The organism is Streptomyces sp. MCA2 (assembly GCF_023544705.1).
GTDB classification, from domain to species: Bacteria; Actinomycetota; Actinomycetes; order Streptomycetales; family Streptomycetaceae; genus Streptomyces; species Streptomyces decoyicus.
Genome location: NZ_JAMJFM010000049.1, coordinates 52,261 through 71,164, shown reverse-complemented (window position 1 = coordinate 71,164; position 18,904 = coordinate 52,261). Strand labels below are relative to the sequence as shown.

The window sequence follows — 18,904 nt, the reverse complement described above, 5'->3', positions numbered from 1 at the left end:
CTCCCCACCGGCAGCCGTCCGTTGTGTCGCACGAGCCACGTCCGGTAGGCCTCGCTCGCCCAGGCGGTCTCCATGTACGAGGCGGTCAGATCGGCGAACAGGTCGTCGGACGAGGCGGCCAGGGTGTCGTCCTGGCGGCAGGCCATGAAGAGGCGGACGGCCAGCGGGTCGCCGTACAGGGGGCGGATCGCCATGCCGTGCCGGGGGCGGGCGGTCGGCTGGCAGGGGGTGACCACCTCGCCGGCCGTGACGAGGTCCACGGTGGTGAGGTAGTCGCCGTGCACGACTCGGGGGTTGATACCGGCCGCGGTCCAGATGCGGCGCAGTCCCGCCCATTCACCGTCCACGGTCGGGTCGACCATCCACTGGTCGCCGGCGAGGTCCGCCACTCTGATGACCGTCCTGGCGGCCGCGGGATGGGTGTCCGCCACGGCGATGAACTGCGGTTCCCTGGAGATGAGTTCGTGCTCCACCAGGCCCTCGGGGACCCGTAGGGGTGCGCCCTCGACCTCGTGGACGAAGGCGGCGTCGAGCTGTCCCGTCGCGACCATGTGGAGCAGCGCGTTGGCGGACACATCGGTTCTTATCGTGGTGTCGGTCTCCGGCAGCCGGCGCCGGAGCCGGCGCAGCCATCCGGCGACGGCAGGGCTGTTGGTGCTGCCGATGTGCAGCCGTGCGCCCTGGTCGCGGTGCGAGGCCGACGCGACCTCGTCAATAAGTGCCCGCATTTCGGCCACTATCGGCCGGGCCCGGCACAGGACAGAATGCCCCAGTGGCGTGGGCCGGCTGCCGGTCGGCTCACGGAAGAAGAGCTGGCCGCCAAGGGCCTTCTCGATGCGGTGCAGCTGGGTCGTCAGGGAAGGCTGGGTCATGCCGAGCTGCCGGGCCGCCTTGCGTACGCTGCCGGAGTCCGCGATGGCGCACAATGCGCGAAGATGCCTTACCTCGAGCTCCACGTCCGGAGCATAACGACGTAGGCATACGTCACACCAGACTCTCAAACCTGTCGGAACGCGCTCTTTTTTCCGGGGTATTGGCTGGTGCTATCGCCACCTGGCATCTCTGTCTTCCGGGTGAACTCCGTCCAGACTCAACGGCACCAAGAAATCCGCAGGGCCCCGGTCGCCGCCCCACACGGCGACCGTACGGCCCTCGGAAATAAAGGAGCCCCCACATGAGATCTCCCAAGACGGCGCTGTCGGCGGCGCTCGGTCTGGGCCTCGTCGCCGCGCTCGCAGCCGCGGCGCCGGTTTCGGCAGCCTCCCCCTCCTCCCCCGCCAACTCCCCCCGCAGCAGCTCCGCTTCGATCGCGGCCTATAACGGCTCGGCGGCCGAGAAGGCCGACACCAAGGCATTCTTCGAGGCCGTACTGAAGTCGGCCAAGGCCAAGATGAAGGCCCACCCGGACGCCGCCTCGGTGACCGTCACCTATGACGCCAGCGCGGCCCCGACGTTCGCGAACCAGATAGCCCAGAGCGCGTCGATCTGGAACAGCGCCGTCTCGAACGTGAAGCTCCAGGAAGGCAGCGGCGGCGACTTCCAGTACCGCGAGGGCAATGACGCGCGCGGCTCGTACGCCAGCACCGACGGTCACGGGAAGGGCTATGTCTTCCTGGACTACGCGCAGAACCAGGAGTACAACTCCACCCGCGTGACCGCGCACGAGACCGGCCATGTGCTGGGTCTGCCGGACCACTACGAGGGCCCGTGCAGCGAGCTGATGTCCGGCGGCGGCCCCGGTACGTCCTGCCAGAACGCCCAGCCGGACGCGAACGAGCGCGCCCAGGTGAACCAGCTCTGGGCCAACGGCCTGGCGGGCGTCCACTTCGGCAAGGCCTCCTGACGTACCCCACAGGCCTGGTCACCTCACAGGCCCTGTGACGTCACGAAGTTCGGCGGTGGCCGGCGGATCCGACCGTGCTCACGGTGGTCGGAGCCGCGCAACGGCCGGGGGCTGTCGAGAGCCGGGACCTGGCGGCCGGCGCTCGTACCCCACCAGCCCTCGCACCTCCTGCACCGCCCGTGCGGTGGGGCTCCCCCGGGAGCCCCACCGCTTTCGTCTGCCCATGGGGCCGCGCGGCGCGAGTCAGCCCCAGAGCGCCTGCCCGGCGGCCACGCCGGCGAAGGCCGCCGCCAGTCCGGCCAGCACGGTCCCCACGACATTGGCCGCCGCACTCCCCCGTGCCCGGTCCGCGGCCAGCCGGAGCGTCTCGTAGGAGAAGGTCGAATACGTCGTCAGGGCACCGCACAGGCCCGTGCCGATCAGCAGCTGGAGGTGCGAGGAGGCGGCGCCGACGGTGGCGGCGCCGGTCAGCAGGCCGAGGACCAGGGAGCCGACGACATTGACGGTGAAGGTCCCCCAGGGGAAGAGCGCGTCGTGCCGGGACTGCACATAGCGGTCGGTGAGGAAGCGCAGCGGCGCCCCGACCATGGCACCGGCCGCCACCAGCAGCCAGTTCACCCGCGCCCGCCCTCACCGGGGCCCGTGCCGTCCGTGCGCCGGTAGGAGAGCGTCTCGCACGGGTCGAGCGTCACCAGCCCGCCGTCCGCGAGGAGTTCCTCCAGCCGCGGCAGGAAGCCCCGTACCCGCTCCTCCGTGTCGACGACGACGATCGCCACCGGCAGCTCCTCGCTCAGGGACAGCAGGCGCTGGGTGTGGACGATGCCCGAGGAGCCGAAGCCCTCGACGCCCCGGAAGACGCTGGCCCCGGCCAGGCCCGCGTCGTACGCGCGGTGCACGATCTCCGCGTAGAGCGGCTTGTGGTGCCACACGTCCTCTTCGCCGACGAGGACCGTGAGCCGTAGCGCCGGGGTGCCGCCCGGGTGTGCCGTGCCGTGTGTCATGCCGTCCGCCGCCTCAGTTGGAGAAGTGCACGGGTGCCGGTCACCGCGGCCCCTACGGCCGCGAGCGCGGCGAGCACGGTGCCCGCCAGGTAGGCCAGGGCCTCGGCCGGACGGCCGGCGCCGACCAGCCGCTGGATGTCGACGGCGTAGGTGGAGAAGGTGGTGAAGCCGCCGAGGATGCCGGTGCCGAGGAAGGGGCGCACCAGCCGGTGGGCCGGCCGGACCTCGGTGATCACGACCATCAGGATGCCCATCAGCGCACAGCCGACGGCGTTGACGGTCAGGGTCGTCCAGGGGAAGGCGCCGTTCCCGGTGGGCCACAGGAGCGCGGCGCCGTAACGGGCCAGGGCGCCGATCGCGCCGCCCACGGCCACCACGCCGATCACCGGCCACTGCCCCTGCCAGGGCGCCGCCCGGCGGCCTCGCTCGTCCATGTGTCTCCCGAGATCATCGCCGTCTTCAGGCTAACCCTGAGCGTTTGACACCGCTAAACATGGGATGTTCCCATCACCGGTGGAATGGGCCGATGGAAACACTCCGGACGAAGGCTTCCGGAGGCTTCCGCGAAGAGGGAGGACGGCGTCGATGCCGCTGCGCAGCACCGCCCGCACCAGCCTGGTCGATCTGGTCATCGAGCAGATGGAGCGGCTGATCGCCGAGGGCGAGTGGAAGGTCGGGGCGAAGATCCCCGCCGAGCCCGTGCTGGTGGAGCAGCTCGACGTCGGGCGCAACACGGTCCGCGAGGCGGTCCGCGCACTGGTACACACCGGGATGCTGGAACCGCGGCAGGGCGACGGGACCTATGTCCGCGCCAACAGCGATTTCGGCGCGGCCGTACAGCGGCGGCTGCGGCGGGCCGAGAACCTGGAGGCGTACGAGGTGCGCGCCTGCCTGGAGCGGGATGCCGCGCGCCATGCCGCCGAGCGCCGGACCGACGAGGACCTCGCCGCGCTGCGCGGCGCGCTGGCCGAGCGTGGGCGGGCCTGGGAGAGCGGCGATGTGGCCGCCTTCATCGACGCGGACATGCGCTTCCACCGCACGGTGGCGGCCGCCGCGCACAACAGCGTGCTGGCCGAGCTGTACGAGCACCTCAGCGACGCACTGCGCGGCACGCTGGAGGCCGTGCTCGGCACCCCGCTGCCCGAGGCGCTGCGCCATCAGCTCGATGAGCACACCGCCATCGTCGACGCCATCGAGGCACGGGACGCCGACGCCGCCGAACGGGCCGCACTGGCGCACCTCACGGAGGCGATGAACGCCCTGCGCGAGCCGCCCGCGAAGGACCGGGACGACCGGGGTCGCACCCGCACCCCCACCCGCACCACCCACCACGGAGACGACGCGCATGCGTGACGCAGGAGGACCGGCAGCCGTGGCGGACGCAGGAGGACCGGCGGCCGTGGCGGACGAGCCCGCCGCCGGCATACCCGAAGGTCCCGGGGCGGCGGCGCCCGGTACCGGCATACCCGAGGGGCCGGTCGCCGCGGCGGCCGCACCCGCCGGAGCCTCCCGCGGCGTCACCGGGCGCCGCGCCCTGTACCTCGGCCTCGGCGTCGTCCTGCTGGCCCTGAATCTGCGCCCGGCCCTGGTCGCCGTCTCCCCGCTCGTCGGCACCATCCGCCACGACAGCGGGATGTCGGCCGCCGCCACCAGCCTGCTCACCGCGCTGCCGCTGCTCTGCTTCGGCCTGCTGGCACCGGTCGCGCCGCGGCTGGGACGGCGGCTGGGCATGGAGCGGTCGCTGCTCGGCACGATGGCGCTGATCTGCGCCGGCACCGCGCTGCGGCTGCTGGACTCGGTCGTGGCGCTGTTCGCCGGAACGGTCGTGATCGGCGCGGGGATCGCCGTCGCCAATGTGCTGCTGCCCGGCCTGATCAAGCGGGACTTCCCGGCCAGGGCCGGGCTGATGACCGGCCTGTACTCGATGTCACTGTTCGGCGGCGCCGCGCTCGCGGCCGGGGTCACCGTTCCCTTCCAGCAGGCCGCCGGCCTGAACTGGCGTGCCACGCTGGCCTGCTGGGGCGCCCTCGCGGCGCTGGCGCTGGTCTGCTGGCTGCCGCAGATCCGTACCCGTACGCGGGTGCCGGCGGCCGCCGCCCGCGCGGCGGCACACCCCGTACGCGGGCTGTGGCGCGATCCGCTGGCCTGGCAGGTCACCGGCTATATGGGCTTGCAGTCGCTGAGTTACTACGCGGCCGCCGCCTGGCTGCCGACGATGCTCACGGACGCCGGTCTGAGTGCGGGCGACGCCGGCTGGATGCTCTCCTTCTCCTCGCTGCTGGGCATCACGGGTTCGTTCCTCGCGCCGGTGCTCGTCGGCCGCCGGCTGCGGGCCGGTGTCCTGGCCACCGTCGGGGCGCTGCTGTGCGCGGCCGGTTTCACGGGGGTGCTCATCGCACCGGCCGCCGGCACTTATCTGTGGATGGTGCTGCTGGGCCTGGGCCAGGGCGCGGCGATCAGCCTCGCGCTGCTGTTCATCGTGCAGCGTGCACCGGACGCCCGGCACGCCGCCCAACTCTCCAGCATGGCGCAGTGCTTCGGCTACGTCCTGGCCGCCACCGGCCCGGCCGTCCTGGGCGCCGTGCACGATCTCTCCGGCAGCTGGACGGTTCCGCTCGCGGTCCTGCTGGCGCTGCTGCTGCCGCAGATCGCGGCGGGGTGGTGCGCGGCCCGGCCGCGGCAGGTGGCGGGTCGGTAGCGGGGTCCGGCGGCTCCGCGTGAAGCGGGGAGCGGGGCCCGGGTCCGGCGGCTCCTCGTGAAGCGGGAAGCGGGGAACCGCCGGACCCGCGCCGGACTTCCTCCAGCGGCGGGGCGGGCATCCGGCGGGCGCCCCTCCCGAGGGTCATGCCGGGACGGGCTCCGCTACGGGGTGGGACCGGCCGATGTTCCGGGCCAGCAGCTCGGTGGCCTCCTTGACCCCGATCTCGCCGCCGCTGTCCCCGGCGGCCGGCAGCCGTCCGTCCGCGTACTTCAGCTCGGCCATCGCGGTCTCCATCGCGCGGTGCGCGGCGAACAGACAGGGGGTGCTGTAGATGGCCACATCGATGCCCAGCGCGGTCAGTTCGGTCAGCGAGAGCCGCGGCGACTTCCCGCCCGCGATCTGGTTGAACAGCAGCGGCTTGGCGCCGGTGACCTGCCGGATGCGGCGGATCCGGTCGACGCTGCGCACCCCGTCGACCAGCACCACGTCCGCGTCGGTCTCGGCCAGCGCCGCCGCCCGCCGCAGGATGTCGTCCTCCTCCGTGGCGTCCGTACGGGCCACGACGAGCAGATCGCCACGGGCGGCCAGCACCAGATTCAGCTTCTCCAGATACTCCTCCAGCGGCAGCAGCAGCTTGCCGTCCGCGTGACCGCAGCGGCGCGGCCGCTTCTGGTCCTCCAGGATCACCCCGCTCGCGCCGCTGCGCTCCAGACGCCGCACCACATGACAGGCCACCTCGGGGTCGACATAGCCGTCGTCGATGTCCACCAGCAGATGGTGGCCCGGGAACGCGCCGCGCAGCCGCTCCACGAAGGCGGCCATGTCGGGCCAGGCGATGAATCCGATGTCCGGGAGTCCGTAGTACGACGCGGCGAAGCCGAAGCCGGACACGAAGAAGCCGTTGTAGTGCGCGGCGGCGATCGAGGCCGAGTGCATGTCGTGGACGCCGATCAGCGGCGTCGTCCCCTCGGCCGCGATCTCGTCACGCAGTGCTTGTCCGTACCGCAATGTGCTCTCCTCACAGAACCGGCGGGGACCGCGGTCCGGCGTCCGGGGCGCGCCCGGGAGCACGCTGAAGATCCCGGCGCCGCGGCCACCCGGCCGCTGGGGAACTGGTCACGGCATATTTATCCGGCGTATCGGGAAAATGCCTTTAACACGCCATGACCTTCCATGACTTTCTCTTTGCCGCGTCCCGCTGTCGGCACCGACGGCGCGCGGACCCGCCCCCGAGGACCGGCCCCGCGGGCAGTCCCTAGAGCCAGCCGTTCCGCTTGAAGCCTCGGTGGATCACCCAGCAGAGGGCCACGATCACCGTCATCACCAGCGGATAGCCGAACGTCCAGTGCCTTTCCGGCATGTAGTCGAAGTTCATGCCGTACACGCCGCAGGCCATGGTCGGCACGGCCAGGATCGCGACCCAGGCACTGATCCGGCGCATGTCCTCGTTCTGGGCGACGGTGACCTGGGCGAGATGGGCCTGAAGTATGGAGTTGAGGAGTTCGTCGAAGGCGGTGATCTGCTCGGTGACCCGGTCGAGGTGGTCGGCGACGTCCCGGAAGTACGTCTTGATACGGGGGTCGACCTGCGCCATCGGCTGGGTGGCCAGCTCCTGCATCGGCCGGTCCAACGGGGCCACCGCGCGCTTGAGTTCCAGCAGCTCACGCTTGAGCTGGTAGATCCGGCCCGCCCCGCCGCTGCCGCGCACGGAGAAGACCTCGCTCTCGACGTCGTCGATATCGACCGAGACGGCGGCGGTGACATCGAGGTAGTCGTCCACGACCAGGTCGGCGACGGCGTGCAGCACGGAGGACGGCCCGAGGGCCAACTGCTCGGGCACGGATTCCAGTTGCTCACGGAGCGGGCCCAGCGAGCCGTGTCCGCCGTGCCGTACCGTGATCACGAAGTCGGTGCCGGTGAAGACCATGATCTCACCGGTCTCCACGACCTCGCTGGTGTCGGTGAGCCGGTCGTGATCGACATAGCGGACCGTCTTGAAGACGGTGAACAGCGAGTCGTCGTAGCGCTCCAGTTTGGGCCGCTGGTGGGCGTGGACCGCGTCCTCGACGGCGAGCGGATGCAGCCCGAACAACTCGACAATTCCGGCGAATTCCTTCTCGGACGGCTCATGCAGCCCGATCCAGACAAATCCACTGCCGGATTCCCGGACCCGGCGGATCGCCACATCGGCCGGGTGATTGCCGTCCTGCCGCACGCCGTCCACGTACACCGCGCAGTTCACCACGGCGGTGCCGAGCGGCGAGCGCGCCGGGTGGCTGAGGTCGACCCCCCGGGTGCGCGGCTGCGGCAGCCGGACGGCCTTGCGGAGATTGCTGATCATCGACACCCGGCCAGTATGGCCCGCGGGGGGTCGTGAACGGTACGGCAAAGGGGCCGTTTTTACGCAGCGGCGCGGAGTGGGAACGCTCGGTTGCCGAACGCCTGCCGGCGTCGGGCGGAGCCCCGGCACCGGGTCGTCCGCCCCGGTGCCGGGCCGCCGCTCCGCCCCGCTCCGTACAACAAGGCCTGGGGGTACGGGCCTTCGGGAGACGGGTACGGGCCTTCAGGAGACCAGGGCCGGCTGCCGCTGTTCCGGACCCGCGCCGCCCTCCGGTGCCGCCGGCTCCGCCGCCTCCTGGGCGCGGATCCGCCGCGGCAGCAGGAACAGCAGGCCGAAGACGAGGACCAGGCCGCCGCAGATCCACCACAGGGCGTGGGTGGTGGCGTCGACGAAGGAGGCCCGCAGCGCGTCCGCGGCCCCGGCGCCTGCACCTGCGCCGCCCGGCTGTCCCGTATCGCCGACGACCCCGAAGAAGGCCACCGACGACAGGCCGAGGCCCAGCGCCATCCCCAGCTGGCCGGTGGTGTTGAAGATGCCCGAGGCCGAGCCGGAGTGCTCGGCCGGCACCTCGGAGATCACCGTGTCGGTGATCGGGGCGACGATGAGCCCCATCCCGGCGCCCATCAGGAGCATCGCCGGAGCCAGCTGCCAGGACTCCAGCGCCGTGCCGTAGCGCCCGGCCTCCCAGAGGTAGACCAGCGCACCGGACAGCATGATCAGCGCACCGGCCTGGAGGACCTTGCGGCCGAAGCGCGGCACCAGCCGCTGCACGGACACCCCGGCCGCGGTGGAGCAGGCGAGCGAGAACGGCACCCCGGTCAGCCCGGCATGCAGCGGGCCCCAGCCCAGCCCCAGTTGCATATGGAGCGTCCAGACCAGGAAGAAGAGGCCGCTGACGACGCCGAAGGCCAGCTGGACGCCGGCGCCGGCCGCGAAGGTCCTGACCTTGAAGAGCGGGAGTTCGACGAGGGGTGAGCCGTCCTTGCGGGCCTTGGCGCGCTCGTAGCGGACGAACACCGCCAGGACGAGCGGGCTCGCGGCCATCGAGACGAAGCCCCACAGCGGCCAGCCGGACTCCCGTCCCTGGGTGAGCGGGTAGAGCAGCATCAGCAGGCCCGCGGTGGCCAGCGCGGTGCCGATCAGGTCGACGCGCAGGGCACGCGGGGCCCTGGACTCGGTGAGGAACCGGCGGCCGAGCAGGATGCCGGCGATCCCGACCGGCAGATTGATCAGGAAGATCGGGCGCCATTCCAGACCGAAGAGGTTGCCCTCGGTGAGCAGGGCGCCGATCAGCGGGCCGCAGACCGCGCCGAGGCCGATCACCGCGCCGAACATCCCGAAGACCTTGCCGCGCTCATGCGCCGGAAAGGTGACGTGGATGATCGCCAGCACCTGCGGCACCATCAGTGCGGCCATCGCGCCCTGGAGCACCCGCGCGCCGACCAGCATCCCCGGGCCCGCCGCGAAACCGCACAGGGCGGAGGCGAGGGTGAAGCCGCCCATGCCGAGCAGGAACAGCTTCTTGCGGCCGTGGATGTCGCCGAGCCGGCCGCCGGTGATCAGGCCGAGGGCGAAGGCGAGGGCGTAGCCGGCGGTGACCCACTGCACGGCACTGAAGGTCGCGCCGGTGTCCCGCTGGATGCTCGGGATCGCGATATTGACGATGGTCGCGTCGACCAGGTCCATGAAGGCGGCCGTCAGGACGACGGCGAGCGCGATCCGGCGTCTGCGGCCGGCCGCTCGCGCGGCCGCGGCGGCCGTCTCGGGGGCGGCGGGGACGGACGTGGTCATGACGTTCTCCAGGGGAACCGTGCGGAAGGGAGCGGAAGCCGGTGCCGCAGCCGTACGTGCCGCGGAGGCCGGAGCCGATGCCGCCGGGCGGTGGCCGGCCGTCGGCGTCCTCGACACTAGGCGGGATATAGGACAGCTCCGGTCCTACAGGGACCGGCATCATCGGTCCCATGAGTGAGACATCGGCGCGACTGCTGAATCTGCTGTCCCTGCTCCAGACCCCGCGCGAATGGCCGGGCAGCGAGCTGGCCGGGCGGCTGGGGGTCACCTCCCGGACGATCCGCCGCGATATCGAGCGGCTGCGCGAGCTGGGCTATCCCGTGCACGCCACGATGGGCGCGGAGGGCGGCTACCGGCTGGCCGCGGGCACCGCCATGCCGCCGCTGCTGCTGGACGACGAGGAGGCGGTGGCCATCGCGGTCGGCCTGCGCTCGGCCGCGGGCCACACCATCGAGGGCATCGAGGAGGCGTCCGTACGGGCGCTGGCCAAGCTCGAACAGGTCCTGCCGGCCCGGCTGCGGCGACGGGTGGGCACGCTCGGCACGGCCACCGTCCCGATGCCGGCCGGCGGCGGCCCGACCGTCGATCCGGAGCATCTGACGGTGCTCGCCGCGGCCATCACCAACCACGAGCGGCTGCGCTTTCGCTACCGGGCGGGCGCAGGCAGGCACAGCAGGCGCCTGGTGGAGCCGCACCGCCTGGTCGCCTCGGGGCGCCGCTGGTATCTCGTGGCGTACGACAACGACCGCGAGGACTGGCGGATCTTCCGGGTGGACCGGCTGAGCGAGCCGTTCCCCACCGGCGTACGGACCCCGCCGCGCGAGCTGCCCGCCGCCGACGCGGGCGCCTATGTCCGGGAGCGGATGCAGGGGATGAGCGCGTCCCACCGGGCGGTGGCGACCGTGTGGGCACCGGCCGAGGAGGTGACCGCCCGGCTGGGCGGCCCGGCGGCGGGCGAGGTCGTCGCGGTCGGCGAGGCGTCCTGCCGCTGGCACAGCACCGCCGACTCGCTGGAGTGGCTGGCGCTCCGGCTGGCCCTGCTGGGGTGCGAGTTCACCGTCCACGAACCGCCGGAGCTGGCCGCGTACCTGCGGGCGATGGGCGGCCGGGTGAGCCGTGCGGCGGGGGCGGCGGAGGCGGCGGAGGTCGGTGGCGCGGAGGGCGGGCAGGCGGAAGGGACACGGTGACGCAACCGAAGGAATACCCTAGGGGGGTATATGGTTCACTCGGGTAACGCGCACCCGCAGCACACCGAGGAGCAGGCATGACCACCGCGGTCGAAGAGCACGGCGTCGAATTGGAGATCGGCGGGATGACGTGCGCCTCGTGCGCCGCCCGCATCGAGAAGAAGCTCAATCGCATGGAGGGGGTCACCGCCACCGTCAACTACGCCACCGAGAAGGCCAAGGTGACCGTCGCGGCGGGCAGCGGCGTGGCGGCCGCCGACCTGATCGCCACCGTGGAGCGGACCGGCTACACCGCGGTCCTCCCGGAGCCGCCCGCCGCGGCGCCGGAGGCCGACGGGCCCACGGGCGGCGAAAGCCGGGGCGGGACGGACGGCCGGGCCGACGGCGACGGGCCCGCCCCGCTCCGCCGGCGTCTGCTGATCTCCCTCGCGCTGTCCGTCCCGGTGGTGCTGATGGCGATGGTGCCGCCGCTCCAGTTCACCAACTGGCAGTGGCTTTCGCTGACCCTGGCCGCGCCGGTGGTGGCGTACGGCGCCTGGCCGTTCCACCGGGCCGCATGGACGAACCTGCGGCACGGCAGCGCCACGATGGACACCCTCATCTCGATGGGCACCCTCGCCGCACTGGGCTGGTCGGTGTGGGCGCTGTTCTTCGGCACCGCGGGCATGCCCGGGATGACGCACCCCTTCGAGCTGACCATCGCCCGCACCGACGGCAGCGGCAGCATCTACCTGGAGGCCGCGGCCGGGGTCACCACCTTCATCCTGGCCGGCCGCTACTTCGAGGCGCGTGCGAAGCGGAAGGCGGGTGCGGCGCTGCGGGCGCTCCTGGAGCTGGGCGCCAAGGATGTCGCCGTGCTGCGCGACGGCCGCGAAGTGCGCATCCCCACTGCCGACTTGAGGGCCGGCGACCGTTTCACCGTACGGCCCGGGGAGAAGATCGCCACCGACGGGACGGTGGTGGAGGGCTCCTCCGCCGTGGATGCGTCGATGCTCACCGGCGAGTCCGTCCCGGTCGAGGTCTCCCCCGGCGGCACCGTCACCGGCGCCACCGTCAACGCGGGCGGCCGGCTGGTCGTCGAGGCCACCCGGGTCGGCGCGGACACCCAGCTCGCCCGGATGGCGCGGCTGGTCGAGGACGCCCAGAACGGCAAGGCCGCGGCTCAGCGGCTGGCCGACCGGATCTCCGCGGTCTTCGTCCCGGTCGTGATCGTGCTCGCCCTCGGCACCCTCGGCTACTGGCTCGCCACCGGCGCGGGCGCGGTGACCGCCTTCACCGCGGCCGTCGCCGTCCTGATCATCGCCTGCCCGTGCGCGCTGGGGCTGGCCACGCCGACCGCGCTGATGGTCGGTACCGGCCGCGGCGCCCAGCTCGGCATCCTGCTCAAGGGACCCGAGGTGCTGGAGTCGACCCGCCGGGTGGACACCGTCGTCCTGGACAAGACCGGCACGGTCACCACCGGGGTGATGACGCTGACCGGGGTCCACCTCGCCGAGGGCGCCACCGAGCCGGAGGTGCTGCGGCTGGTCGGCGCGCTGGAGCACGCCTCCGAACACCCCATCGCCCGCGCCATCGCCGCCGGCGCCGAGCAGCGGACCGCGGAGGGCGACGCGGCGGCGGGCACCCTGCCCACCCCCGAGGACTTCACGAACGTCCCGGGCCTGGGCGTCCGGGGGGTGGTCGAGGGGCACGCCGTCCTGGTGGGCCGTGAGCAGCTGCTGAACCAGGGGTCCCAGTTCCTGACGCCCGAGCTGGCGGCCGCCAAGGCCGCGGCCGAGGCCGAGGGCCGTACGGCGGTCACCGTCGGCTGGGACGGCGCGGCGCGCGCGGTGCTGGTCGTGTCCGACGCGGTGAAGCCCACCAGCGCCGAGGCGGTGCGCCGGCTGCGGGGCCTGGGGCTGACGCCGGTGCTGCTGACCGGCGACAACGAGGCCGTCGCGAGGGCGGTGGCCGCCGAGGTCGGGATCGACGAGGTGATCGCCGAGGTGCTCCCCGAGGACAAGGTGGCGGTCGTCGAACGGTTGCAGTCCGAGGGCCGCTCGGTGGCCATGGTCGGCGACGGCGTCAACGACGCGGCCGCGCTGGCCCGCGCCGACCTGGGACTGGCCATGGGCACCGGCACCGACGCCGCCATCGAGGCCGGTGACCTCACCCTCGTACGGGGCGACCTGCGCGCCGCGGCGGACGCCATCCGGCTGGCCCGCGCGACCCTCGGCACCATCCGGACCAACCTGTTCTGGGCGTTCGGCTACAACGTGGCGGCGCTGCCGCTGGCCGCGGCCGGGCTCCTCAACCCGATGATCGCCGGCGCCGCGATGGCGTTCTCCTCGGTCTTCGTCGTCGGCAACAGCCTGCGGCTGCGACGCTTCCGGGCACTGTCCCGGTAGCGGGAGGCTTCCGGGCACTGTTCCGGTGGCGGAGAGCTCGCGGGCGCTGTCCCGGTGGCGGAGAGCCTCCGGTCACCGTCCCGATAGCCGTCCCGATGGCGGGGGGCTCCGGGACGCGCCCGCGAGCGGAGCAATACCCCGGGGAGGCCGTGGCCCTCCCGTTGGATCGGGCGGGCTGCTGCCCCCTGCGTGATCCCGCCCCGCCGTCCGCGGGCGCCCCCGCACCGTATGAGGCGCCCGCGGACCCGGCACCGCAGGCGGACCTCCCCCGGTTCTGACAACTGTCTCCAGTTCTGACGACCGAAGATTGGCAGTTCACGCAGCCGCCGGCCGGCACCGAGGGGTGAGACTGGTGAAATACCGCCCACCCACGTACAGGGGAATTCATGACCGGGTCACGCGTCCTGGCTCTCGGCCATTACCAGCCCTCCGGCGTGCTCACCAACGACGACCTCGCCAAGATGGTCGACACCGACGACGCCTGGATCCGCAGCCGGGTCGGCATCCGTACCCGCCATGTCGCCGCCCCGGACGAGACGGTGGACTCCATGGCGGCCGCCGCCGCGGCCAAGGCCCTGGCCAACAGCGGCCTGACCCCGCAGGACATCGACCTGGTGCTGGTCGCCACCTGCACGGCCACCGACCGCAGCCCGAACACCGCGGCCCGGGTCGCCGCCCGGCTCGGGCTGGACGCCCCCGCCACGATGGACCTCAACGTCGTCTGCGCCGGCTTCACCCATGCGCTGGCCACCGCCGACCACGCCATCCGCGCCGGTTCCGCGACCCATGCGCTGGTCATCGGGGCGGAGAAGTTCACCGGGGTCGTCGACTGGACGGACCGCTCGACCTGTGTGCTGGTCGGCGACGGGGCGGGCGCCGCGGTGGTCAGCGCCTCCCCGGAGCAGGAGATCGGGCCGGTGCTGTGGGGCTCGGTGCCGCAGATGGGCGGTGCGATCCGTATCGAGGGCGAGCCCGCCCGGTTCGCACAGGAGGGCCAGACCGTCTACCGCTGGGCGACCACCCAGCTGCCGGCCATCGCCCGCAAGGTGTGCGAGCGCTCCGGGATCGCGCCCGCCGATCTCGCCGGCGTGGTGCTGCACCAGGCCAACCTGCGGATCATCGAGCCGGTCGCGGAGCGGCTCGGCGCGGTCAACGCGGTGGTCGCCAAGGACGTCGTCGAATCCGGGAACACCTCCGCGGCCTCCGTGCCGCTCGCCCTGTCCAAGCTGGTCGAGCGGCGCGAGATCAGCTCCGGTGCCCCGGTGCTGCTGTTCGCCTTCGGCGGCAACCTCTCGTACGCGGGGCAGGTCATCCGCTGCCCGTGAGGCGGGCGGTGCCGCGTCCGATTCGTTCAAGACCGTGGCCCGGCGGGCCGCCTACGCTCGCCGCATGACCACCACTTCTTCCTCCACCACATCGTCCGCACCGCGGTTCGCAGCCGTCGGCATGGTCGTGGCCGACATGGCCGCGGCCCTCGCCTTCTACCGCCGCCTCGGCCTGGACGTCCCCGCCGAAGCGGACGGCGCCCCGCACGCCGAGGCGCAGCTCCCCGGCGGTCTGCGGCTGATGTGGGACACCCAGGACACCGCGCGTGCCATCGACCCGGACTGGACGCCGCCGCAGGACGGCACCCCTACGGGGCTCGCGTTCGAGTGCGCGGGACCCGCCGGGGTCGACGCGGTCTACGCGGAACTCACCGCCGCCGGCTATACGGGCGAGAAGCCGCCGTGGGATGCGTTCTGGGGACAGCGCTACGCCGTCGTACAGGACCCGGACGGCCATGGGGTCGATCTGTTCGCGCCGCTGCCCCAGGGGGCGGGCGGGGTGCATCCGTAAGCCCGGGGTGCACCCGTAAGCCGGGGTACCTCCGTAGGTAAGCCGGGGTACCTCCGTAGGACAGTCCCTAGCCGATGTCCCCGGGGTGCTCGCGCAGGTACAGCGCGCCGCAGCTGTGGCAGAACGGCTCGCCCTGGCGCGTGCCCCAGACCTCGGCCGTTTGGGTGGCCGCGGCCGGTGCCAGCTCCCGCCCGCACATCGCGGTGGTGCCTTCCAGCCGCACCATGTGCCAGATCTTCACCGGCGTGTCCGCATGCGGCAGAACGCCTTCCTCGTACTCGGCGCGCATCTCGTGCTCCATGGGCGGTGCACCTCCTACGCCCACGATGCGCCAGCCGGTCGGCGCCCACAACGGCAGCCGGGGCCCGTCCCCGGGCCGGTGAACCCGCGCGGGCGCGTCAGAACACCGACCATCCGGTCAGCGTCGTGAAGTGGTCCAGGGCCGCGGCGCCCGCCACGGAGTTGCCGCGGGCATCGAGTCCGGGGCTCCATACGCACAGCGTGCAGCGGCCGGGGATCACGGCGATGATGCCGCCGCCGACACCGCTCTTCGCGGGCAGCCCGACCCGGTAGGCGAACTCCCCGGCCGCGTCATACGTCCCGCAGGTCAGCATCACCGCGTTGATCCGCTTGGCCTCGCGGGCCTCCAGCAGGCGGCTGCCGTCGGCACGCAGCCCGTGGCGGGCCAGGAATCCGCCGGCGACGGCCAGATCCCGGCAGCTCATCTCGATCGAGCACTGCCAGAAGTAGTGCTCGATGACGCTGGGGACGGGGTTCTCCAGATTGCCGAAGGACGCCATGAAATGCGCCAGCGCGGCATTGCGGTCGCCGTGTTCGGCCTCGGAGTCGGCCACCGCCTGGTCGAAGGCGAGGTCCTCGTTGCCGCTCTCCTCGCGCAGGAAGTGCAGCATCGAGGTGCTGGCGTCGCCGGTGAGGGTCTGGAGCCGGTCGGTGACCACCAGGGCGCCCGCGTTGATGAACGGGTTACGGGGGATGCCGTTCTCCGCCTCCAGCTGGACGAGCGAGTTGAACGGCGTACCGGACGGCTCGCGGCCCACCCGCTGCCAGATGCTGTCGTGGCCGCCGTGGCTCTGGGCCATCACCAGCGCCAGCGAGAACGTCTTGGAGATGGACTGCACGGAGAACGGGGTCTCCCAGTCGCCGACCCCGTACACGTCGCCGTTGATATCGGCCACCGCGATCCCGAAACGGTCCGCGGACACCTGCTCGAGCGCCGGTATGTAGTCGGCGACGCGGCCCTGTCGCACGTACGGCCTGGCGTGGGCCGCTACCTCCTCGAGAACGGCCTGGTAGTCCATGACGGACACGCTAACCCGGGGCGAGCAGCACCCCCATCGGGGCCCCCGCCAGCGACTTCACCTCGCGGGCGAGGTGCGCCTGGTCCGCGTATCCGGCGCGCGCCGCTACCTGTGCGTACGGCATCCCGGAGCGCGCCAGGTCGAGCGCGCGGACGAGCCGGAGCACCCGGGTCAGCGTCTTGGGGCCGTAGCCGAACGCGTCCAGGCTCAGCCGGTGCAGCTGGCGTTCGCTGAGGGCCACGGCGCGGGCCACCTCGGCGACGGGGCGGCCGCGGGCGAGCGCCGCGGCGACGGCGGAGGTACGGCCCCCTGTCGTGGTGGCATCCCGGAGGCGGGCTGTCGTGGTGGCATCCCGGAGGCGGGCCGCGGCGGTCTCCTCCAGAAGGCGGCCCACACCGCTCCCGCTGTCCGCCGCCCCCGCCTCCGCGAGCCGTTCGGCCAGCTCCCGTACCCGGCCGGCGGGCCACAGGTCCGCCAACGGCACCCGTTGATCGCGCAGTTCGTGGGCCGGTACGCCGAAGACGGCCGGGCCCTGGCCCGGTGCGAAGCGCAGCCCCACGATGGGGGTGCCTCCCCTGCCCTCGGGGACACCGGGGAGGGCGCCGGGCACGACGTCCCCCGGGAGGTGCGGCCCGGTGTCGGGTCCCGCCACCAGCAGCCGGCCCCCGCTCCAGATCAGATCCGTACAGCCGTCGGGCAGCACCGGCCGGGCCGGCAGGGTGGTGCGGGTCCACAGCACCGCGCCGGCCGGCCGGGACGCCCGCTCCCGGTATCCGCCCGATACGCCGAATGGCTCGTCCGTGTCGCGCTCTTCGCCCACATCCCCCAGCCTGGCACGGGAACCCCACGGCCGTCCGCGCCGTTGATCCCTTACGACACGGACCGCACCGGAGGTGGCACATGGCAGGGTTTCTCGACCGCGCCAAGGAGCAGGCACGGCACGGACTGGAGCAGGGCAAGCAGAAGGTCGACGAGGTGCAGCAGAACCGCGCCGGCAACGAGCTGCTGAGAAAGCTGGGCGCCGCGTACTTCGCCGAGCGGCGCGGCAGCGGCTCGCCCGAGGCGACCCGGGACGCGCTCAACACCCTTGAGGCGCATGTCAACGCGCACGGGGACGCGTTCCTGCACTCGAACGGGTAGCGCAGGGCCCGGCGCCGCGAGCACCGTCCGGCGCTGCCACGAGAGCCGCCCGGATCTGCCGGGGCCGCGTGCCACGGCGTGATCACCAAGGACGGCACGGTGCATCCGGTCGGCCACGGCCGCGCCGACCACGCGGGCCTCGGCGACGGTGACGTCCCGCGCGCGGTGATCGTCAGAAGCGGCTGCCGCCGGACGACGAGGCCGACACCGACGGGAACGCCGCCTTCTACGGCTTCGCGTGCGAGAACCTGGCGACGGCAGGGATCCCTGAGCGGTTCGGCGCCCGGCTGAAGTGAGCGGCCGGCGGTACGGGCCGCGCCCGCCCCGCCGCCGCCCGCGACAATGGGCAGCGTGACCAGCACCGCCCCCGGCCCGCTGCCGGATCCGCACGCCCTGCGCCCCCGGCTGCCCTCGCCCGTCCAGGAGATCGAGGACGCGCCGTTCGCGCGCCGCGGCGTACGGCTGCTGTTCAAGCGGGACGATCTGATCCACCCGGATCTGCCGGGCAACAAATGGCGCAAGCTGGCACCGAACCTGCGGGCCGCGGCCGCGGCGGGCGACCGCGCGCTGCTGACCTTCGGCGGCGCCTACTCCAACCATCTGCGGGCCACCGCGGCGGCCGGCCGGCTGCTCGGCTTCACCACCATCGGTGTGGTCCGCGGCGACGAACTGGCCGACGCACCGCTCAATCCGTCGCTGGCCCGCTGCGCCGCCGACGGTATGCGGCTGTACTTCCTCGACCGCGCCCGCTACCGCCGCACCGGCGACCCGGACGTGCTCGCCACCCTGCACGACCGCTTCGGCGACTTCCGGGTCATACCGGAGGGCGGCAGCAACTCCCTTGCCGCACAAGGCTGTACGGAGCTGGGCCGGGAGCTGCGCGGGGTCGCGGACACGGTGGCGGTGGCCTGCGGAACGGGCGGCACACTGGCCGGGCTCGCCGCGGGGCTGGGGCCGGGGCAGCGCGCGCTGGGGCTTCCCGTACTCAAGGGCGGCCGCCCGCACTTCCTCCAGGAGACGGTCGAGGAGCTACAGCGCGCGGCGTTCGGCGGGCCGCGCGGCGACTGGCGGCTGGACGACCGCTTCCACTGCGGCGGCTACGCCCGCCGCACCCCGGAACTGGACGCCTTCGCGGCCGCCTTCGAGGACCGGCACGGGCTGCCCGTGGAGCGGGTCTATGTCGCCAAGCTGCTGTACGGGCTGACGACGCTGGCCGAGGAGGGCGCCTTCGCTCCCGGCAGCACGGTGGCCGCCGTGATCACCGGCACGCCCTGAACCGAAGCTCCCGGCCGGGGCCGCGCCCGGTCCGCGCCCGGCCCACGGACTGCCGGCGGCCTGTCCACGGCGTCCCGTCCCGG

General features: G+C 72.9%; 19 protein-coding genes and 1 pseudogene. 10 read left to right on the top strand and 10 right to left on the bottom strand.

Going from position 1 to position 18,904, the window contains the following annotated elements:
- Positions 1–956, bottom strand: a 956-nt coding sequence (locus M8I34_RS31790; RefSeq protein ID WP_308372730.1) for a LysR family transcriptional regulator, incomplete at its 3' end; no start/stop codon positions are given.
- Between the two features lie 218 nt (positions 957–1,174).
- On the opposite strand from M8I34_RS31790, the gene snpA reads away from it, so the two are divergent.
- Positions 1,175–1,843 (top strand): snapalysin, encoded by a 669-nt coding sequence (gene snpA, locus M8I34_RS31785; protein ID WP_250055368.1) that lies wholly within the window; start codon positions 1,175–1,177, stop codon positions 1,841–1,843.
- A 243-nt stretch (positions 1,844–2,086) separates the two neighbouring features.
- Here snpA and crcB (M8I34_RS31780) read toward each other — a convergent pair whose 3' ends face one another.
- The 3 genes from crcB (M8I34_RS31780) to crcB (M8I34_RS31770) are packed head-to-tail and all read right to left on the bottom strand — an operon-like array spanning position 2,087 to position 3,278.
- Positions 2,087–2,461, bottom strand: coding sequence for a fluoride efflux transporter CrcB (crcB, locus tag M8I34_RS31780; RefSeq protein ID WP_250055366.1), 375 nt, complete (start codon positions 2,459–2,461; stop codon positions 2,087–2,089).
- Complete coding sequence (locus M8I34_RS31775; RefSeq protein WP_250055356.1) at positions 2,458–2,844, bottom strand: DUF190 domain-containing protein; 387 nt, start codon at positions 2,842–2,844, stop codon at positions 2,458–2,460. The genes crcB (M8I34_RS31780) and M8I34_RS31775 overlap by 4 nt, the downstream gene beginning before the upstream one ends.
- Positions 2,841–3,278 carry a fluoride efflux transporter CrcB gene (gene crcB / locus M8I34_RS31770; protein WP_030085973.1) on the bottom strand — a complete coding sequence of 146 codons (438 nt, stop codon included), beginning with the start codon at positions 3,276–3,278 and terminating at the stop codon, positions 2,841–2,843. Before crcB (M8I34_RS31770) ends, M8I34_RS31775 begins: the two co-directional genes overlap by 4 nt.
- Positions 3,279–3,429: 151 nt before the next feature.
- On the opposite strand from crcB (M8I34_RS31770), the gene M8I34_RS31765 reads away from it, so the two are divergent.
- Both M8I34_RS31765 and M8I34_RS31760 read left to right on the top strand, forming a co-directional pair.
- Positions 3,430–4,197, top strand: a complete 768-nt coding sequence (locus M8I34_RS31765; protein ID WP_250055353.1) for a FadR/GntR family transcriptional regulator — start codon at positions 3,430–3,432, stop codon at positions 4,195–4,197.
- 19 nt (positions 4,198–4,216) lie between these two features.
- A complete protein-coding gene (locus M8I34_RS31760; RefSeq protein ID WP_374211016.1) occupies positions 4,217–5,542 on the top strand; it encodes a CynX/NimT family MFS transporter in 1,326 nt (441 codons plus the stop codon).
- Between the two features lie 144 nt (positions 5,543–5,686).
- On the opposite strand, the gene M8I34_RS31755 is transcribed toward M8I34_RS31760, so the two are convergent.
- The 3 genes from M8I34_RS31755 to M8I34_RS31745 all read right to left on the bottom strand — a co-directional run bounded on the left by M8I34_RS31755 (position 5,687) and on the right by M8I34_RS31745 (position 9,677).
- Positions 5,687–6,553, bottom strand: a complete 867-nt coding sequence (locus M8I34_RS31755; RefSeq protein WP_250055351.1) for an oxaloacetate decarboxylase — start codon at positions 6,551–6,553, stop codon at positions 5,687–5,689.
- Positions 6,554–6,800: 247 nt separating this feature from the next.
- Positions 6,801–7,886 (bottom strand): magnesium and cobalt transport protein CorA, encoded by a 1,086-nt coding sequence (locus M8I34_RS31750; RefSeq protein WP_250055383.1) that lies wholly within the window; start codon positions 7,884–7,886, stop codon positions 6,801–6,803.
- Positions 7,887–8,108: 222 nt separating this feature from the next.
- Positions 8,109–9,677: an MFS transporter gene (locus M8I34_RS31745; protein ID WP_250055342.1), complete on the bottom strand. Its 1,569-nt coding sequence runs from the start codon at positions 9,675–9,677 to the stop codon at positions 8,109–8,111.
- 170 nt (positions 9,678–9,847) lie between these two features.
- Here M8I34_RS31745 and M8I34_RS31740 point away from each other — a divergent pair, with 170 nt between their 5' ends.
- The 4 genes from M8I34_RS31740 to M8I34_RS31725 all read left to right on the top strand — a co-directional run bounded on the left by M8I34_RS31740 (position 9,848) and on the right by M8I34_RS31725 (position 15,087).
- Positions 9,848–10,864, top strand: coding sequence for a YafY family protein (locus M8I34_RS31740; protein ID WP_250055340.1), 1,017 nt, complete (start codon positions 9,848–9,850; stop codon positions 10,862–10,864).
- A 77-nt stretch (positions 10,865–10,941) separates the two neighbouring features.
- Positions 10,942–13,251: a cation-translocating P-type ATPase gene (locus M8I34_RS31735; RefSeq protein WP_250055338.1), complete on the top strand. Its 2,310-nt coding sequence runs from the start codon at positions 10,942–10,944 to the stop codon at positions 13,249–13,251.
- Between the two features lie 386 nt (positions 13,252–13,637).
- The gene (locus tag M8I34_RS31730; RefSeq protein ID WP_250055336.1) at positions 13,638–14,576 is read left to right on the top strand and encodes a beta-ketoacyl-ACP synthase III; all 939 of its coding nucleotides are present in this window, start codon (positions 13,638–13,640) and stop codon (positions 14,574–14,576) included.
- 64 nt (positions 14,577–14,640) lie between these two features.
- Positions 14,641–15,087 carry a VOC family protein gene (locus M8I34_RS31725; RefSeq protein ID WP_250055334.1) on the top strand — a complete coding sequence of 149 codons (447 nt, stop codon included), beginning with the start codon at positions 14,641–14,643 and terminating at the stop codon, positions 15,085–15,087.
- Positions 15,088–15,154: 67 nt separating this feature from the next.
- On the opposite strand, the gene M8I34_RS31720 is transcribed toward M8I34_RS31725, so the two are convergent.
- The 3 genes from M8I34_RS31720 to M8I34_RS31710 all read right to left on the bottom strand — a co-directional run bounded on the left by M8I34_RS31720 (position 15,155) and on the right by M8I34_RS31710 (position 17,235).
- Positions 15,155–15,388: a hypothetical protein gene (locus M8I34_RS31720; protein WP_244418767.1), complete on the bottom strand. Its 234-nt coding sequence runs from the start codon at positions 15,386–15,388 to the stop codon at positions 15,155–15,157.
- Between the two features lie 97 nt (positions 15,389–15,485).
- Positions 15,486–16,406 carry a glutaminase gene (locus tag M8I34_RS31715; RefSeq protein WP_250055333.1) on the bottom strand — a complete coding sequence of 307 codons (921 nt, stop codon included), beginning with the start codon at positions 16,404–16,406 and terminating at the stop codon, positions 15,486–15,488.
- Positions 16,407–16,416: 10 nt separating this feature from the next.
- Complete coding sequence (locus M8I34_RS31710; RefSeq protein ID WP_374211017.1) at positions 16,417–17,235, bottom strand: helix-turn-helix domain-containing protein; 819 nt, start codon at positions 17,233–17,235, stop codon at positions 16,417–16,419.
- Between the two features lie 71 nt (positions 17,236–17,306).
- Here M8I34_RS31710 and M8I34_RS31705 point away from each other — a divergent pair, with 71 nt between their 5' ends.
- The 3 genes and pseudogenes from M8I34_RS31705 (at position 17,307) to M8I34_RS31695 (ending at position 18,821) form a co-directional block, all read left to right on the top strand.
- Positions 17,307–17,546, top strand: coding sequence for a hypothetical protein (locus M8I34_RS31705; protein ID WP_030981729.1), 240 nt, complete (start codon positions 17,307–17,309; stop codon positions 17,544–17,546).
- 10 nt (positions 17,547–17,556) lie between these two features.
- Positions 17,557–17,814, top strand: a pseudogene (locus M8I34_RS31700) (N-acetylmuramoyl-L-alanine amidase); the annotation flags it as partial.
- Positions 17,815–17,888: 74 nt separating this feature from the next.
- Complete coding sequence (locus tag M8I34_RS31695; RefSeq protein WP_250055328.1) at positions 17,889–18,821, top strand: 1-aminocyclopropane-1-carboxylate deaminase/D-cysteine desulfhydrase; 933 nt, start codon at positions 17,889–17,891, stop codon at positions 18,819–18,821.
- Positions 18,822–18,904 lie beyond the last annotated feature (83 nt).

Excerpts from the sequence above, each read along its gene's own strand:
- crcB (WP_030085973.1), bottom strand. The coding sequence starts at position 3,278 with ATGGACGAGCGAGGCCGCCGGGCGGCGCCCTGGCAGGGGCAGTGGCCG.
- M8I34_RS31705 (WP_030981729.1), top strand. The coding sequence starts at position 17,307 with ATGGCAGGGTTTCTCGACCGCGCCAAGGAGCAGGCACGGCACGGACTG.
- M8I34_RS31750 (WP_250055383.1), bottom strand. The coding sequence starts at position 7,886 with ATGATCAGCAATCTCCGCAAGGCCGTCCGGCTGCCGCAGCCGCGCACC.
- M8I34_RS31765 (WP_250055353.1), top strand. The coding sequence starts at position 3,430 with ATGCCGCTGCGCAGCACCGCCCGCACCAGCCTGGTCGATCTGGTCATC.
- M8I34_RS31735 (WP_250055338.1), top strand. The coding sequence starts at position 10,942 with ATGACCACCGCGGTCGAAGAGCACGGCGTCGAATTGGAGATCGGCGGG.
- M8I34_RS31775 (WP_250055356.1), bottom strand. The coding sequence starts at position 2,844 with ATGACACACGGCACGGCACACCCGGGCGGCACCCCGGCGCTACGGCTC.
- M8I34_RS31725 (WP_250055334.1), top strand. The coding sequence starts at position 14,641 with ATGACCACCACTTCTTCCTCCACCACATCGTCCGCACCGCGGTTCGCA.
- M8I34_RS31745 (WP_250055342.1), bottom strand. The coding sequence starts at position 9,677 with ATGACCACGTCCGTCCCCGCCGCCCCCGAGACGGCCGCCGCGGCCGCG.
- snpA (WP_250055368.1), top strand. The coding sequence starts at position 1,175 with ATGAGATCTCCCAAGACGGCGCTGTCGGCGGCGCTCGGTCTGGGCCTC.
- M8I34_RS31720 (WP_244418767.1), bottom strand. The coding sequence starts at position 15,388 with ATGGAGCACGAGATGCGCGCCGAGTACGAGGAAGGCGTTCTGCCGCAT.
- M8I34_RS31715 (WP_250055333.1), bottom strand. The coding sequence starts at position 16,406 with ATGGACTACCAGGCCGTTCTCGAGGAGGTAGCGGCCCACGCCAGGCCG.
- M8I34_RS31695 (WP_250055328.1), top strand. The coding sequence starts at position 17,889 with ATGGGCAGCGTGACCAGCACCGCCCCCGGCCCGCTGCCGGATCCGCAC.
- M8I34_RS31730 (WP_250055336.1), top strand. The coding sequence starts at position 13,638 with ATGACCGGGTCACGCGTCCTGGCTCTCGGCCATTACCAGCCCTCCGGC.
- M8I34_RS31740 (WP_250055340.1), top strand. The coding sequence starts at position 9,848 with ATGAGTGAGACATCGGCGCGACTGCTGAATCTGCTGTCCCTGCTCCAG.